The following is an 18577-nucleotide window of genomic DNA, read 5'->3' as shown; positions in this document are numbered from 1 at the left end:
GTTCATCAAGCTCCGGTCATGCGAAAATTCACTCGCCGTACCGCGGATTGTCAATGAGCGACACGTTCCAATAAAAGACATACACGAGTTTCATTCGTCATGAGGTCGGCGTACGGGGGCACCGACATGTCGTGGCCACCTGACCAGGCAGTGCACCAGCGGCACGAGGATGATCATCATGACCCAAACGACAACGGCGAACAGTACCTCGACCGAACCCGCCCCCTTGCGCCATTCGATCAGCAGGCAAATTTTCTGGCTACTGCCCGTCGCCTTGGCCTCGGTCGGAATCTGCGTGTTGTTGTTTCAAAAAGAAGCGTGGGGTGCGAACGCCGCGGCCATCATCAGTGTGCCGATCAACATCGCGGCGATCGTGGTGACGATCCTGGTCGACCGGGGCGCATTCAAGACTCCCGCCCTCCGCAAACCGGGTGGCAAGTCGTGGAGGATGAAGGGCGCTGTCTACTTCACCGCGGGCACCCTCGTCCTCAGCGCCGCGTTCTGGTGGTTCCAACGGGAGCCCGATCCGTTCGACTACATGTCGGGCGAGGTCCGGATCGGTTACAACGCGTTCGAGTACGAGGGCTGGCACACCGACAAGGACGGCGGGACCGGGTTCGATGTCGCACTGGCCAACGAGATCCAGTCGCACTTCGCGGACGCCCACCTGAAGTGGGTGGACCTGGGCACCCTGGACAACCGGATCAACGCGTTACACGGGAAGTGGCGTGCCACTGACCGGAGCCCGCTCCAGGAACCCGTCAAACTCGTGATCTCCAATTTCTCGATGACACCGGAACGAGCCGAGGTGATCGACTTCGCCGGACCCTACTTCGTCGACACCCAGGGCTTCCTCAGCCGGAGCGATGCCAAGACCATCGCGGCGATCCCCCGTGGCAAGGTGTGTGCCATCAAGGGCTCGACCACCTTCAGGAGACTGGATCAGATCAACTGGAATCCGGTGCCGGCCGACTCCATCGCCGAGTGCATCAACAGATACAAGAGCGGGGAGATCGATGCCGTGTCGGGCGACCGTTCGGTCATCGCCGGATACGCCCGAGCGGTTGGCGTGAGTCCACCGATCCCGCTGGGGTACGGATCGGAGAAGTACGCCATCGGCATACCGAACAACATGCCACGGCTGTGCGGCGAACTCAGCAAGGTGATCACCGACTTCCTGGAGTACGGCTGGCAAGCCAATTTCGACACCACCCTCGGAACCCTCGGCCTGTCCGAGTCACCACCACCGCAAGCCGTCGACCCCTGCCAACCGGCAGCGCCGTGGCTGGACCGGTAGCACCGCCCTCACCGTCCCGCGATCTGCGCCGTGAGGGTGAGGGTGCTGTCCCGGAAAGACCCTGCTTCGCCACCGGCCGTACCGGCAGTGCCCGCTGCCGTTCAGCCAGACGGCAAGGCGGATCTTGGACACTGCGATGCTGTGTGCTCCTCTGATCCGCAGGATGCCAGGTAGCCCCCGGTCGCACCGGCGTCAGACAGCCGCCGTCGCCGGCTGCCGGGCGATCGGAGATGCTCATGACCACCCCGATGGGCTCGCGCCGGCACCGCCCCAGCGACGACGTCCGGCGGCTGCACACAGCGCTGCTGCGGATGCCCGCCGACATCGCCACCGACGAACTGGTCGACGCCCGGTACGGGCCGACCACCCGGCGTGGGGTGGCCGAGTTCCAACGGGCGCACGGGTTGTCGGTGACCGGCACGGTGGACGGGGCGACCCGCGACGCGGTGCAGATGGTGCTGGCCGAGCCGCCGTCCCGGTTCGTCGTGGTGGGTCGGGTGCGTTGGGTCGATGGGCAGCCGGCGAACGCTTTGACGGTCGGCGCGTTCGACCGGGACCTGCGGCACGCCGAGCAGCTCGGCGAGGCGACCACCGGAGACGACGGGCTGTATCGCGTCGACTATTCGCGGGAACGGTTCACCCGGTCCGAGAAGCAGTCCGCCGACCTGTTCGTCCGGGTGTCCGCTGGTGATCGTCTCCTGTCCGACCCGCCGCTGAGCGCGGTGCTGTTCAACGCCCCCGAGCTGGCCGTGCTCACAGTGGATCTGTCCGGTGGCGGGGACCGGGAACGCAGTGAGTACGAGCGGATCCTCGCCACGATCGTCCCGTTGCTCGGCCAGATCCCGCTGTACGAGCTGCGGCAGGACGACGAGGCCGAGGACGTGACGTTCCTGGCCGCCGAGACCGGACTGCCCGCGACGGCGCTGGCGCACTTCGGTGTGGCGCAGAAACTGGCCGCGTCCTACAAGCTGCCGGCGGTGTTCGGTTACGCGCTGTTCGCCGAGCGGACGCTGTTGACCACGAGCCGCACCGGCGCCGCGCTCGCCCGGTTCGACGTCGATCTGAACACCGAGCTGCGGCCGCTGTACTACGACATCGCCCTGCTCGACGAGCACCTGGTCCGGAACGCCGTCGCCGACGCCGTGCGCCATCGGTTCGTTCCCGAGGACCTGCTCGGCGAGCTGGACCGGATCCTCGACATGCTGGCCCGGGTACGGCCGGAGGCCAAGGAGTACGTCGCGCAGGAACGACCGAAGGTGTTGTACGGGCGGGTGGAACGGTTCCTCGCCGACGGCGCGCACGAGCGTGTCCAGAGTCTCCTTGCCGCTGACGCCGCCGGTGACCTGCCCGGGCTGATCGCCCGGCTGGCCGACGCGGCGGCATTCCCCGACCGGTCGGCCGCCGAAGCGGCCGGCGCGGCGAGCGTGCTGGCCGACGTGCTGGGCTACGACGAGACGATTGTCGACCGGGTCCGCGACCGCGAGGGGATCGAGGGGGCGGCCGACGTACGCCGGCTGGCCCGGCTGGCACCGGCGGACTGGCGGCGGGTGTTGGGGGACAGCGCCACGGATGTCCGGGTCGCCGGTCAACCGGTCCGGCCGGAGTTGATCGACCTGCACGCCGGCGCGCTGGCTCGCAAGTTGGAGAGACGCTATCCCACCACGGCCTTCACCGCCCAGCTCGAACGCGACGCGGGCGCCGCAGCCGAACGGTCCGACGGCAGCGGCGATCGGCCCGACCCCGGTCGACGGGCTGACCCCGACGAACAGCCCGGCAAGAACGAACAGCCCGGCGACGACGAGCGGGCCAGCGCCGCCGAGCGCGCCTTCGGTGGGCATCGGGACGTGGTGCTCGAACTGCTCACCGCGAATCCGGACTTCGACCTAGCGACCGGCAACGTGGAGCGGCTGCTGCGGGACCACCCGGAGCGGCTGCGGACCGGGCGGCCGGCGCTCAAGGCCGCGCAGCGGATCTTCAAGCTGGCGCCGACCTATCGGCAGACGACGGCGTTGCTGGCGGCCGAAGTGCCGTCGGCGGCCCGGATCCACGCCCTCGGCGAGACGCGGTTCGTGGCCACCGCCGTGGACACCGGCCGGTTCACCGACGAGCAGGCCCGGTCGGTGTATCGCCGGGCTGTGGACGTGCACGTGGCGAGCGGGCTGCTGGCCGGGGAACTCCAGAGCGCGGCGCGGGCGCTGCCGGTCCGGGCCCTGGGCGGCTCGGCGGCCCCGGACCTCACCCCTGTCAGCGCCGACTTTCCCAACCTGAGCAGCCTGTTCCAGCTCGCCGACTCCAGCTACTGCGAGCCGTGCCGCAGCGTGCACAGCGCCGCCGCGTACCTGGTGGACGTCCTTCAGTTCCTCGGCAACCGGCTGGTGACCGACGCCGATACACCGGGTCCGGCCACCAAGGTTGCCCGGGACGTCCTGTACGGTCGCCGGCCGGACCTCGGTGACCTGGATCTGAGCTGCGAGAACACCGACCTTCCGCTGCCCTACCTGGATCTGGTGTGCGAGCTGCTGGAGGAGGCGGTGGCACCGGACGCGGGCCTGGCGTTCGGGGGCCCGCTGAGCGGCGGCGTCGATCCGGTGGAGGCGCCGTCGGCCGGGCTGCTGAGCCTGTTGCAGGGCCAGGGATGGCCGTTCACCGACCGTTCCCTCGTGTACGAGCCGGACCTGGCCGGGGCCCGCGTGGTACGGGACGTCGGCGTGGTGGCCAAGGCGACCCCGGACGGGGCCGGCGGGTGGCTCGTGCGCCGATTGCGCCAGACCACCGGCACCGCGCTGGAGTTGGCGGCCGCGCCGCAGTACGTGAATGCCGCCGCCTACACCCTGCTGGCGGGCAGCCGGTACGCGTTCGCCCTGCCGTTCGACCTGGCCCACGAGGAGACCCGCAGCTACTTCGCCCAGTTCGACATCGCCCGGGCCGACGTGATGCGGGCGCTGCGCCGGTCGGCGGGCCCGAGCGACGAGGCCATCGCGGCGGAGGAACTGGGGATCAGCGACGCGCAGCGACAGTTGGTGGTCACCGCCGACCCGGCCGCTCAGGACGACATCTGGAACACCGCGCCGCTCGGCGCTCTGGGCGGCATGGCCCGGGTGGACAACTTCCTCGCTCGGGCGCGCCTGGACTATCGGGAGTTGACCGAGCTGCTTTCGCTGGCCTGGGTCAATCCCGGGAACGCCATGTTCGTCAAGCACCTGGACACCGGCTCCGACCTCAGCGCAAAGCGGATCCAGCAGCTCACCGACGCGCGCCTGGACCGGATGCACCGGTTCCTGCGCCTGCTGCGCGCGCCCGCCTGCACCGGTTGGACGCCGCCGTTGCTGGACCGGGCGATCCGAGCCGACGCGCTGGGCGGTGGCGCCCTGGACGACGACCTCCTGGTCGCGGTGGCGGCGCTGCACCGGCTCGCGGCGCGGCTCGGGCTGCCGTTGCCCGAGGTGGTCGACCTGTTCGCCCCGCTGGACGGGTCGCGGTACGCCGAGGTGTTCCGCAACACCGCGAACGGCCCGGTCGTCGAAGCGTTCGAACCGGCCAACGTGCTCGCCAACGAGCAGGCGGAGCTGACCACACCCGGCTCGGGCGCTCCGCTGTCGGCGCACGAGGCGTACCTGGCGACGTGCCTGGGGGCAACGACGGCGGACACCGCGCTGCTGGTGGCCGACCTTCCGGCCCCGGCGATCGTCAGCAACGTCGGCCTGCACGCGGTGTACGCCGGGACGCTGCTGGCCCGGGCGCTCGGGCTCACCGCCACCGAATACCTGATCATGAAGGATCTGATCGGGTCGGATCCGCTCACCGCACCGGCCACCGCGCTGGCCTTCGTCGAGCGGTTCGACGCCGCCCGGGCCGGCACCGGCATCCGCCCGGCGGATCTGCGGTACCTGCTCCGACACGTTGCCGACGACCTGGCCGCGCGGGACCTGCCGGACGAGACGCTGACCGCGGTGCTCACCGGGTTGCAGACCGGCTACCAGAGCGGGTACGCGGCGACCCGACCCGCTGTCGACCCGGCGGCGCCCCCCGAGGAGAACCTGCCGGGCATGCGTGCCCTGCTGGCCACCGTGCCCGGGATGACCGAGGCGGACCTGGCCGGCTTCGCGTCGATCGTGGACGGTGCTTGGACCGACGTGGTGACCACCCCGGCGCAGTTCGTCGACGCGAAGCTCGCCGCCCTGGTGGACACCACACCGATAACAGCAGCGATCGTGGCCAGCCCCACCGAGGCCCAGCAGACCACGCTGCTGCTGGCCATCACCACGGCCCTGTCCATCTCGGCGTACACCCGTACCAAGCAGGAGCTGGCGGTGGCGGCGGTGGCCGACACCTTCGGGTTCTCGCCGGACGCCGCCGCCACCGTGCTGGCCGGCGCGGAGCTGACCCGGCCGCTGCTCGCGGTGCTCACCGACGACGCGCTGGTGGACCTGGTGAACGAGCCACCGGCGCCGCCGGCGGTCACCCCGGCCGGGTTCGACGAGCAGTACCGCGCGCTGCGCCTGCTGCACGTGCTGAGCCGGCTCGTCGACCACCTGACGGTGCCCGATTCGGACCTCGGCTGGCTGCTGACGAACGCCGGGTCGCTCGGCTGGCTGGCCCCGGACCAGGTGCCCTACCAGACCGGCCGCCCGCCGGCCCCGTTGGCCGACTGGATCCGGTTGGCCGCCGGGGTCGAGCTGGCCCGCACCTACCCGCCGGTGGCGAACCCGTTGGACGCGGCCGCGCCGTGGACGGTGTCCGGGCTGTTCGACCTGGTCCTGGCGGCCGGCACCACCGCCACGCAGGTCCACACCCATCTGGCGCAGCTCGGTGGCTGGGACGCCGCGGTGCTGGCCGACCTGGACACCCACCTCGAACTGTCGGCGGTGGACCTCACCGCGTACCGGTCGCCGGCGACGATCCAGCGGTTGGTCCACGCGCTCACCCTGCTGCGCCGGCTGGGCCTGCCGGTGGCGGCGGCGGTGCCGCTGGGCCAGCCAGTCACCACGGCGGCGGGGGCGGCCACCATGCGGCAGGCCCTGAAGGCGCGCTACGCCGAGGCCGAGTGGTTCGGGGTGCTCCAAGGGGCGCAGGACCGGCTGCGGGTGGCCAAGCGGGACGCGCTGGTGGCGTACCTGTTGGCCGAGAACCCCGGGCTGCGCGACACCAACGACCTGTACGACCACTTCCTCATCGATGTCGAGATGGGCGCCTGCATGGCGACGTCGCGCATCGTGCAGGCGCACGCCACCGTTCAGTTGTTCGTGCAGCGCTGCCTGCTGGGCCTGGAGCCGGACAGCGTCGCGGCGGTCACCGAGGATCCGGGTTGGGACCAGTGGAACTGGATGGCCAACTACCGGGTGTGGGAGGCCAACCGGAAGATCTTCCTGTATCCGGAGAACTGGATCCTGCCGGAGTTGCGGGACGACAAGTCGGAGCTGTTCACCGAACTCGACGACCAGTTGCAGCAGGACGAGCTGACCGACCTGGCGGTGGAGAACGCCACCATCACGTACCTGGAGAAGCTGGACGACCTGGCGCACCTGGACGTGATGGCCTGCTACTACCAGCACGACAGGCATCTCATGCACGTGTTCGCCCGCACCCGGGGCGGCGACCCGACGGTGTACTACCACCGGCAGTTCGAGCGGGAGCGGTACTGGACGCCGTGGCGGCGGGTGCCGCTGGACATCGCTGGCGACCACCTGCTCGCCTTCGACCGCAACAGCCGGCTCACACTGGCCTGGCCGGTCTTCACGCAGGAGACGGACACGGCGCAGACCTCACAGATTCCGGACCCGGACGGCATTCCGCCGGGCGGCACGGAGACGGAGCGGCCGCGCCGACGGTGGCGGATCCAGCTGGCCATCGGCGAGCGGACGCAGGACCGCTGGCAGCCGAAGAAGATCTCCAAGGACGCGCTGTACTACCCGGCCAGCGGCTACCGGGAGGACCTTCCCGCGGCGGAAGAGTTCACCTGCTTCGCGTACGCGGCCGGCGCGGCCGGCCAGGCGATCAGCGTGCTCACCGGCACCGAGTTCGTCGGCTCGTTCGCGTTGACCGGCTGCCGAGGCTATCCGGAGCCGGTGCCGGGCGGCGGCTCCGGCAACCTGCTGCTGTCGCCGGTGTTCAAGGACACCGAGCTGCTGGCCGAACGCTTCACCGAACTGGTCTCCCGGACACAGAACGACCTGGCGATCAGCACCCCGCTGATGGGCGCGTTCCAGACGCTGGTGGCGCAGACGCCCGGCCGGTTCCGGGTGACGTACCCCATGCAGATGTCGTTGCTCGACTGGATCGTCATGCTGCTGGGGCTGGCGCAGAGCGTCCGAGGCACCCACGACCGCCGGCCGGTGCTGCCACTGGGCACCCTGATGCCGTACTTCTACGGCGACTACGACCGTGGTTACGTGATCATCCCGGGCTTCTACGACCGGCGTGCCGAGGACCCGGCGGATCGGATCGAGAAGACGTACAGCGACGTGGACGAGTTCGCCCGCGACGTGTTGGCGCTGCTCACCGAGTACCTGCGTCGATACGCCGAGGACCCGGCGCACGACCTCGCGGCCGCCGTGCAGGCGATGACCGAGGACGCCGAGTACCACCGGCTGGTCGCCGAGTTCGAGGTCTACGGCACCCTGTCGTACGGGGTGAGGTTCGCGAACTTCTACCACCCGCTGCTGTGTTTCCTGCGGGCCACTGTCTACCGCTCGGGCGTGCCGGCGATGCTGAGTCGGACCACCCAGCTCACCAACACGGGCTTCGACTTCGCTGCCACCTACCAGCCGGCGCCGGTGGTGGTGTCGCCGTACCCGGTGGAGGACCTGGACTTCGCCGCCGACGGCGCGTACGCGGGCTACAACTGGGAGCTGTTCTACCACCTCCCGTTCGACATCGCGCTGCGGCTCAACCGGGACCAGCGGTTCGCCGAGGCGCGCAACTGGTTCCACCACATCTTCAACCCGGTCGGCACCGCCGACGGCGCCTCCGCCCCGCAGAAGTACTGGGTCACCAAGCCGTTCTTCCAGACCGGAGTGCCCGAGCTGCTCAACCAGCGGATCGGCGACATTCTCACGGCGGTCGCAGCCGACCCGTCGGGGGCCAGCATCACCGACCTGAAGTTCGCAGTGGAGCAGTGGCGGGCGAAGCCGTTCAACCCGCACGTGGTGGCCCGCAGCCGGCCGGTCGCCTACCAGCTCGCCGTGGTGGTCAGCTACATCAAGAACCTGGTCGACTGGGGTGACCAGTTGTTCCGGCAGTTCACCCGGGAGTCCGTCACCCAGGCCACCCAGCTCTACATCCTGGCCGACAAACTGCTCGGGCCGAAGCCGAGCGTTGTGCCGCCGCTGGTCAGCCCGGCGCCGGCCACCGTCAACCAGCTCCAGGCCAAGGTGGACCTGTTCGGCAACGCGCTGTTGGACCTGGAGAACCTGATCCCCGACCTGGACCTGCTGCCGCACGGCGGGGCGGAACTGCCCAGCCCGCTGAGCTACTCGGCGCTGTACTTCTGCGTCCCACCCAACGAGGAGATGCTCCGGCTGTGGGACCTGATCGCCGATCGGCTGTTCAAGATCCGCAACTGCCAGAACATCGACGGCGTGGAGAGCATGCTCGCCCTGTTCTCGCCGCCGATCGACCCGGGGGCGCTGGTCCGGGCCGCCGCCGCCGGCATGTCCGTCTCGTCGTTCCTGGCCGGGCTCGGCGCACCGCTGCCGAACTACCGGTTCCGGGTGCTGGCCCAGAAGGCCACCGAACTCGTCGGGTACGTCGGTGAGCTGGGCGGCGGGCTGCTCGCGGCAATGGAGAAGCGGGACGCCGAGCAACTCGCCCGGCTGCGCGCCGGCCAGGAGATCGCCCTGCTCGACGCGGTACGGGCGGTGAAGGTCGCCACCATCGCGGAGGCCGAGGGCAACGTCGCGGCGCTGGAACTGAGTCGCAAGGTGGTGGAGGAGCGGCAACGCTACTACGCCGGCCGGCCGTACATGAACGCCTGGGAGATCACCGCCACCGCTTTGTCCGGGGTGTCGCTGCTCGGCGAGACCGCGATCGCGGTGGGCTACATCCTCTCCGGCGGGCTGAAGCTGATACCCAACTTCACCGCCGGCGGCGCCGGCTTCGGTGGCTCACCCACCGTGACCCTCACCCTCGGCGGGGACAAGGCCGGTGCCGCCGCCGACTCGGCGGTGATGACCCTGGAGGCGATCGCCCGGGCCCTGGACAAGGCCGCCGGGATGGCCGCCAACCAGGGCGGCTACCGCCGCCGGATGGACGACTGGGAACACCAGGCGGCGCTGGCCGGTCTCGAACTGACCCAGCTCGACCAGCAGCTCCTCACCGGGCGGCTGCACGTGGCCATGCTCACCGACGAGCTGGCGGCGCACGACCGGGAAGCCGACAACGCCCGGGCCACCGAGGAGTACCTGCGCGGCAAGTACACGAACACCGAGCTGTACCAGTGGATGGTGAGCCGAGCCAGCTCCGTCTACTTCGGGGCGTACCAGCTCGCCTTCGACGTGGCGAAGAAGGCCGAGCGGTGCTTCGCCCACGAGCTGGGCAGCGAGGCCACGTTCCTGCAACCCGGCTACTGGGACAGCCTGCGCAAGGGGCTGACCGTTGCGGACGCGCTGCGCCACGACCTGAAGCGGATGGAGGTGGCCTACCTCGACCGGCACAGCCGCGAACGCGAGCTGACCCGGCACGTTTCGCTCGCACAGCTCGACCCGGCGGCGTTGATCGAGCTGCGGGCCACCGGCAGTTGCGTGGTCAACGTGCCGGAGGCGCTGTTCGACCTGGACCACCCCGGGCACTACTTCCGCCGGCTCCGCACTGTCAGCCTGTCCATCCCGTGCGTGGCCGGCCCCTACACCCCGGTCACCGCGAAGCTCTCCCTGATCGGCAACCGGTACCGGACCGACACCGCGGCCCGGCAGGGCGCCACCAGCGCCAAGGACAAGTACACCGAGGTGCCCGGCGACGAGCGGTTCGCGTACAACGTGGGAGGGATCGAGTCGATCGCGACCAGCAGCGGCCTCAGCGACAGCGGCATGTTCGAGCTGAACTTCGCCGACGACCGCTACCTGCCGTTCGAGGGCAAGGGCGCGATCGGCACCTGGCGCCTGGAACTGCCGACGGCAGTTCGCCAATTCGACTACGACAGCATCAGCGACATCATCCTGCACCTGCGGTACACGGCCCGCGACGGCGGCTCGACGCTGCGCGGCCTGGTCGAGGACTCCCTGCGGGAGGCGCTCAACGAGATGCTTGTCGACGCCGGCCGGACGGGGCTGTACCAGGCATACAGCCTGCGCCACCACTTCCCGGACGAGTGGTGGCAGCTCACCCAGCAGCAGAGCACCGCGCTGACCGTCGGGCCGGAGCACCTGCCGTACCTCGCCCGCGACCACCAGCCGGTGGTGGACCAGGTGACCTGGTACGCCCGGGTGGACGGTGATCCCGGGACGTACGACCTCACGGTGGCCGCTGACCCGGTGACGTTGAACCGGGACGCCGACCTGCGGCAATGCGTGGGTCAGTCCGATCCGCTGGTTCTCGGCACCCCGGTCACGCTGGCGGCCGACCCGGACGGCCTGACCGACCTGGTCGTCCTGCTGCACTACCGGCTCGACGGCTGAGGGGGCGCGGTGACGACCAGCTACCCGGTCGGCGGCGGATCGTGGGGGCCGGGGCCCGGCTCCCGGTGGCGCGGCTCCGCCGACCCGACCGGCGCCGGTGCTCCCGGCGGAGCGGGTGGCGCATTCGGACCGGGCGGGCCGCCGACCGACGCGGCCGGCGCCGGGCCGCCGCCGGCCGGTCGGGGCGCGACCGGGCCGGGACTCGGCGGACCGGCGATCAGCCTGCCCACCGGCGGCGGCGCGATCCGGGCCATCGGCGAGACGTTCGCCGCCCACCCGGTCACCGGGACCGGCGGCATGTCCGTGCCCATCCCGGTCAGCGGCGGCCGGTCCGGGTTCCAACCCGACCTGACACTCAGCTACGACTCGGGCGCCGGGAACGGCCCGTTCGGCCTGGGCTGGCAGCTGCCCGTGCCGGCCATCAGCCGGCGCACCGACCGCGGCCTGCCCCGCTACGACGACACCGACACCTTCCTGCTGTCCGGGGAGGACGACCTGGTCCCGGTGCCCGGCGGCACTCCGGTCGCCGGTCACACTGTGCAGCGGTTCCGGCCACGGACCGAGGGGGCGTTCGCCCGCATCGAGCGGTGGACCCGGGACTCCGACGGTGACGTGCACTGGCGCACCCTGTCCGGGTCGAACCTGCTGGCCGTGTACGGCCGCGACGGCGGCTCCCGCATCGGCCTGGGCGGGCGGGTACACACCTGGCTGCTCTGCGAGACCCGCGACGATCGGGGCAACGCGGTCAGCTACACCTACAAGGCCGAGGACGCCGCCGGCCTGGACCTGGACCGGCCGCACGAACGGCACCGCACCGACCGGAGCGTCAACCGCTACCTCAAGTCGGTGCGGTACGGCAACACGGTGCCTCTGCTCGACCCCGACGGCCGACGCCCGGTGGACCTGACGCCGGCCCAGATCGCCGACGCCGGCTGGGTGTTCGAGGTGGTGCTCGACTACGGCGAGCACCACCCGGACACCCCGCTACCTGCTGACGCCGGGGAGTGGACCTGCCGGCCGGACCCCTTCTCCACCTACCGCGCGGGATTCGAGGTCCGCACCTACCGGCGGTGCCGCCGGATCCTGATGTTCCACCACTTCCCTGACGAGCCGGAGGTGGGCGCGAACTGCCTGGTCCGGGCGGTGGAGCTGGAGTACGCCAGCGGGCCGGTGCTGTCCACCCTGGTCGAGGTGACCCAGCGCGGCTACGCCCCGGCCGCCGGCGGCGGGCACACCAGCGCCGCACTGCCCCCGGTGACCTTCGGATACACACCGGCCACCATCGCGGCGACCACCCGGGAACTCGAGCGCGGCAGCCTGGAGAACCTGCCAGCCGGCGTCGACGGACGGACCGAGTTGTGGGTGGACCTGGACGGGGAAGGACTCGCCGGGGTGCTGACCGGGCACGAGGGTGCCCTCTACTACCGGCCGAACCTCGGCGCCGGCCGGATCGGCCCGGTCGCCGCGCTACCCACAGTGCCGTCGCTGACCGACCTGGCCGGCGGACGCCAGCAACTGGTCGACGTGAACGGTGACGGGCGGATCGAACTGGTCCAGCTCGGCACCGTACCGGCGGGTTTCGTCAGCCGCACCGACGACGCCGGCTGGTCCGGCTTCCAGCCGTTCACCGAGCTGCCCGCCGTCGACTGGGCCAGCCCCGACCTGCTGCTGCTGGACCTCACCGGGGACGGCCGTGCCGACCTGCTGATCGCCGGTGACACCGTGCTGGCCTGGCACGAGTCGCTGGCCGAGGCGGGGTACGGCCCGGCGCGACCCGCGCTCTGGCCCGTGGACGAGGACCGTGGGCCGCGGCTGCTGCGCTCCGACGACCGGCAGAGCATCTTCCTCGCCGACATGTCCGGCGACGGGCTCACCGACCTGGTCCGGGTCCGCGACGGTTCCGTCTGCTACTGGCCCAACGTCGGTTACGGACGATTCGGCGCCAAGGTCGAGATGGACGACGCGCCGTGGTTCACCGGGCTGGACGAGTTCGACCCGGCCCGGGTGCTCCTCACCGACGTGGACGGCACCGGCGTGATGGACCTGTGCTACCTGGGCCGGCGCGAGATCCGGCTCTGGTACAACCAGTCCGGCAACGGCTGGTCGGCCCCCGCCGAGCTGCCCGACCTGCCGCATGTCACGCCCGATTCGACGATGACAGTGACCGACCTGCTGGGCACGGGCACCGGCTGCCTGGTGTGGTCGTCGCCGCTGCCCGGCGACGCCGCCGGCCCGGTGCGCTACCTGAATCTGGCCGCCGACGGCAAGCCGCACCTGCTCACCCGGGTGGTGAACAACCTGGGCGGCGAGACCACCATCAGCTACGCCGCTTCCACCGCCTTCCAGCTGGCCGACCGGCGAGCCGGTCAGCCGTGGGTGACCGGGCTGCCGTTCCCGGTGCAGGTCGTCGAGCGGGTGGAACAGGTGGACCGGATCACCGGGACCCGGCTGGTCACCGGCTACCGCTACCACCATGGGCACTACGACGGCGTCGAGCGGGAGTTCGCCGGCTTCGGCATGGTCGAGCAGATCGACGGCGAGTCGTTCGTGGACCACGTGTTGGGCGTCGAGGCGGTCGACGGGAACCAGGACACCTCGCCCGAGCTGTTCCAGCCACCGGTCACCACGAAGACCTGGTATCACACCGGCGCCCCGGTCGACCTGTCCGCCGAGTGGTACGCCGGCCGGCACCTGCCCACCGCGGAGCTGCCGGCCGGGATCTCCGCCACCGAGCTGCGGGAGAGCCGGCGGGCGTTGCGCGGCCTGCCGCTTCGGCAGGAGGTGTACTCGTACGACGGCAGTGCCTCGCAGGAGCACCCGTACGGGGTGGTCGAGCAGACGTACCAGGTGCAACGGCTGGACGCGCGGGTGTTCGTCGCCGTCGAGCGGGAGGCGGTCAGCCTCTCCTACGACCGGCAGCCGGACGAGCCCCGGATCAGCCACCGGCTCAACCTGGTCCTCGGCCCGTACGGCACCGTCGTCCAGGCCGCCGCGGTGGTCTACGGCCGCACCACGCCAGACCCGGAGCTGCCCGCCGAGGTGACCGCCGAACAGCGACGCCGTCACGTCACGTACGGCGAGCAGTGGTACACCCCGGACATCGACGAGACGCTGCCGGTGCCGGCGTACCGGATCCGCTCCGCGTACGAGGCCCTCGGGCACGAACTGACCGGGCTGGCCCCGGCCGGTCCGCTGTTCACCCGCGCCGAACTGCTCGCCGGGTTCGCCGCGGCCACCCCGATCGGGTACGAGGTGGTGGCCGACGAGGTCAGCGCGCAGCGGCGGTTGCTGTCCCGGTCACAGGTGCGGTTCCGGGACAACGCGCTGACGCCGTTGCCGGCCGGGCAGTGGGACAGCCTGGGGCTGGGGCACCAGACGTACCAACTCGCCTTCACCCCGGCCGCGCTGGCCGCCGGCTACGGCACGGCGGTGACCGACGCGGACCTGGCTGCCGCCGGCTACGTGCACCTCGACGGCGGCCCGGACTGGTGGATCCCGTCCGGCGAGCTGCGCTATCCGGCCGATCCCGCCGCGCACTTCTACCTGTCCAACGGGGCCCGGGACGCGCTGGGCATGGCGACGGCCGTCACCTTCGACGGCTACCACCTGCTCACCGAGCGGGTGACCATCGACCAGGCGGCCTGGTCGGTCACCACCGCTGTCAACAACTACCTGGTGCTCGGCCCGAGCCTCGTCACCGACCCGAACGGGCAGCGCCGCGCGGTGCGCTACGACGAGTTGGGCCGGGTGGTGGCCTCGGCGCTACTCGGCCGGCCCGGTGCCGGGGACGGCGACACGCTCGACGATCCGACGTTGACGTTCACCTACGACCCGTTCAACTGGGTGGTCAACGGCCAGCCCGCGTACAGCCGGGGCCGGCACCGGGAACGGCACGGCCCGACCAACCCGCGCTGGCTGGAGAGCTACGAGTACAGCACCGGCACCGGTGGTGTGGCGATCACCAAGTCGCGGGTGCATCCGGGCAGGGCCCTGGAGGTGGGGGAGGACGGGGTCGCCGTCGAGGTGGACGCCGACCCGCGCTGGGTCGGCACCGGCCGCACGGTGGTCAACAACAAGGGCAACCCGGTGAAGCGGTACCAGCCCTACTTCAGCACCACCCACGAGTACGAGGACGCGGCGGCGCTGCGTGAGATCGGCGCCACCGCGATTCGCTACTACGACCCGCTGGGCCGGGCCGTGCTGACCCGGTATCCGGACGGCACCCTCAGCCGGGTCGAGTCGACGGCCTGGTCGCACCGGTTGTTCGACGCCAACGACACTGTGCTCGACAGCCAGTGGTACGCCGAGCGGGGCAGCCCCGCCGTCTCCGATCCGGAACCGGCCGACCCGGCCAGCCGCGCCGCGTGGCTCGCCGCCAAGCACGCCGACACACCCTCCGTGATCCACTTCGACAGCCTCGGCCGGGCCGTCTACACGGTGGCCGACCGGGGGGCCGGCCAGCGGTTCGGCGTACGCACCAGGGGAGACCTCACCGGACGGTCCTCGGACGGGTGCGACGCGCTGGGCCGGCACATCGCCAACGCGGCCACCGCCATGCACGGCGCGGGAGTGCGGTCGTGGAGCGCGGAGAAGGGCGAGCGGTGGGTGTTCCAGGACGTGCTCGGCGGGGTGCGCCGGATCTGGGACGAACACGGCCGGACCTTCCGCACCACGTACGACGCCCTGCACCGGCCCGTCGGCCTGTACGTCAGCGAGTCCGCCGGGCCGGAGCGCTGCGTGCAGTACGTGGTCTTCGGCGACCGGCATCCGGACGCGGCGACGCTGGGCCTGCACGGCGTGCCGTACCTGGTGTTCGACCCGGCGGGCCAGGTACGGGTGCCCGAGGTGGACTTCAAGGGCAACCCGCGCCGCGCCGAACGGAGACTCGCCACCGATCACGTCGACGGCCCGGACTGGTCACCGGTGGCCGCCGCGCCCGACCACGCCGCGCTGCTGACCGCCGCGGCGCCACTGCTGGAGAGCGAGGTCTTCGGCACCGCCGCCGAGTACGACGCGGTGAACCGCCCGACAGTGGTCACCCTGCCCGACGCCACCGAGCTACGACCGACCTACCTCGAGGGCGGCATGCTGGGCCGGCTCACCGCACGGCTGCGCGGCCAGGGCGCGGAGGTGGAGTTCCTGTCCGAGCAGGACTACGACGCGCTGGGTCGGCGGCGGTTCGCCCGGCACGGCAACGGGCTGGTCACCGAGTACTTCTACGACCCGATGACGTTCCGGTTGGAACGTCTGCTCACCGCCGGGGTTCGCGACCTGCGCTACACCTACGACCCGGTGGGCAACCTCACCCGGGTGGCCGAACCGGGCGCGCCCACCTTCTTCGGCAACGCGGCGGTGCCGGCCGCCAGCGACTACGCGTACGACCCGCTCTACCAGTTGGTCCGGGCGAGTGGGCGGGAGCTGGCCGGGGCGCCGAACGACGCGATCCGCGACCAGACCGACGTGCCGCCGGCCGGAAGCCTCACCGATGCCGGCGCGGTACGTGCCTACACCGAGGAGTACGAGTACGACCCGCTGGGCAACCTCACAGTGCTCCGGCACCGGTTCCGGACGCAGGCCGGGGTTGGCGCCGGCTGGACCCGGCACCACCGGTACGCGTACCAGGACGACCCGGCCGACGCCACGAACCGGCTGGCCGCCACGAGCCTGCCCGGCGACGCCGACGGCGGCCCCTACTCGGCCCTGTACGCGCACGACGCCGTCGGCAACCTGACCGTCATGCCGCACCTGCCGGCCCTGGAGTGGAACGTCCACGACCAGCTCCGCCGGGTCGACCTCGGCGGCGGTGGCGAAGCCCGGTTCGTCTACGCCGCGAGCGGGCAGCGGCTGCGCAAGGTCGTGGACCGGCCGGGCAGCGTCCAACTTGAATGGATCTTCCTGGGTGCGGTCACCGTGTTCCGGAGGCGCAACCGGGTCACCGGCACCCTCCAGCACGAACGGTGGACCACCACGATCGCTGACGACACCGGCCCGGTCGCCCAGGTGGACGTCAAGACCGTCGACGTCGGCGGCTTCGACCCGGCCAACCCGCTCGGCGTTCCGCTGATCCGTTACCAGCTCACCAACCACCTCGGCTCGGCCACGCTGGAGACCGACGCGGCCGGGGTGCTCATCTCCTACGAGGAGTACCACCCGTACGGCACTACCGCGTACCGGTACGGCCGGCCGGGTGCCGACCTCAGCCTGAAGCGGTACCGCTTCGGCGGGCACGAGGTGGACGACGAGACGGGCTTCTGCTACGCCGGGGCCCGGTACTACGTGCCGTGGCTGGGCAGGTGGGCGAGCAGCGATCCGGGCGGTTTCGCCGACGGAGGCAACCTGTTCCGGTACTGCCGCAACAATCCGGTGGGAATGGTCGATCCGGCCGGGTTCAAGCCGACCACTGTCAAGGGTCCGGAAACCCACGACATCTCCATCACGGAGTCCCACTTCACCGGGTCCGAGAACCCCACGGTGGAGGACTTCCGCCGCTATCTCAGCAGCCACGGCGCGACCCTCGACCCACGGATCAACAACAAGAACTCGGTCATCTACTACCAGGCCAACGTCACCCTCAACCTGGAGGGTGGCAACTGGTCCGAGCACCCTGGCGGCACCTGGGTGCTGCACGCCGTACTGCCGCCTCCGGCGCCACCGAAGCCGAAACCGGCGCCGCCTCCGCCGCCACCGGAGCCGCCACCGGCCGAGCCGCCGCCACCCGCGCCGGCCCCGCCACCCGAACCGCCGCCGGCCGCGCCGCCCGCCGACTCCGCCGGCAAGGCGCCGGCCGCACCCGGCGCCGTCGGCGGGGCCGCCGCGCACACCGCGCCCGCCGCCGAGAAGTTCATCTGGAACTTCAAGTTCAAGGGCGGCCGGGGGACGTTCCGCGGCAACATCCTCGAATGGCTGTACGGCATGCCGTGGCGCGACAACACGGCGAACTTCGACCTGGAGACCAGCACCGCGGTCAAGCAGATCAAGTCGACCGACAGGTACGGCAAGGCCGGCGACATCGCCCGGTCGGCGACCCGGGACGCGAACCGGGCGATCCAGGCCAACCCGAGCATGGCCGGCAAGCGATCCCAGGCCGTCATCATCACCGAGACCGACGCGCCGGCCAGCGCCGGAAACGCCATCCGCACGGCGACCAACCCGGGACGCGGGCGGAAGATCCCGGCCAGTGCCACGGCGCCGGAGCACGTGCGCGGACTGCCGGGCCGGACCGGCATGCTCGGCAAGGGGCTCGGTGTCGTCGGGTTCGGCCTGTCGGCGTTCGCCCTGTGGGGCGACTACCAGCACGGCGACTGGGAGATGGGCGTCGGTGACGCGCTCGGCGCTGTCGGCGGTGGCCTGGAGCTGTACGCCATCGCCGTGCCCGGTGCCACTGTCGCCACCGTCAGCGCGATGACCGCCGGACTGGTGATCGGTGGCATCGGTCTGGCCGCCGTCTCGTACGTCAGCATGAACCGGGCCGCCGAGGCCGGCGACACGCCCGGGGTGGTGGCCGGCGGCGTCGGCATCGGGGCGGGTCTGGCCATCGCCGCGGGTGCCATCGGCATCGCGGCCGGCAGCGTGGTGATCGCCCCGGTCGTGCTCGTGGTCGGCATCGTCGCCGCCGTCGGCGTGGGGATCTTCCACGCAGGCCGCTACTTCGACTGGTGGTGATCCAGGT

General features: G+C 71.2%; 3 protein-coding genes. All 3 read left to right on the top strand.

What is annotated here, in order from left to right; all coding sequences use genetic code 11:
• Positions 1 to 169 precede the first annotated feature (169 nt).
• The 3 genes from KBX08_RS00555 to KBX08_RS00545 all read left to right on the top strand — a co-directional run bounded on the left by KBX08_RS00555 (position 170) and on the right by KBX08_RS00545 (position 18570).
• The gene (locus KBX08_RS00555) at positions 170 to 1297 is read left to right on the top strand and encodes a transporter substrate-binding domain-containing protein (RefSeq protein WP_210780522.1); all 1128 of its coding nucleotides are present in this window, start codon (positions 170 to 172) and stop codon (positions 1295 to 1297) included.
• Positions 1298 to 1533: 236 nt separating this feature from the next.
• Positions 1534 to 10908 (top strand): neuraminidase-like domain-containing protein, encoded by a 9375-nt coding sequence (locus KBX08_RS00550; RefSeq protein ID WP_210780521.1) that lies wholly within the window; start codon positions 1534 to 1536, stop codon positions 10906 to 10908.
• A 9-nt stretch (positions 10909 to 10917) separates the two neighbouring features.
• Positions 10918 to 18570, top strand: a complete 7653-nt coding sequence (locus tag KBX08_RS00545) for a SpvB/TcaC N-terminal domain-containing protein (RefSeq protein ID WP_210780520.1) — start codon at positions 10918 to 10920, stop codon at positions 18568 to 18570.
• Positions 18571 to 18577: the final 7 nt, after the last annotated feature.

The organism is Micromonospora sp. H61 (assembly GCF_018070325.1).
Taxonomy (GTDB): Bacteria; Actinomycetota; Actinomycetes; order Mycobacteriales; family Micromonosporaceae; genus Micromonospora; species Micromonospora salmantinae.
Note: the sequence above shows the minus strand (reverse complement) of the source record. Positions and strands in the feature narration are given on the sequence as shown.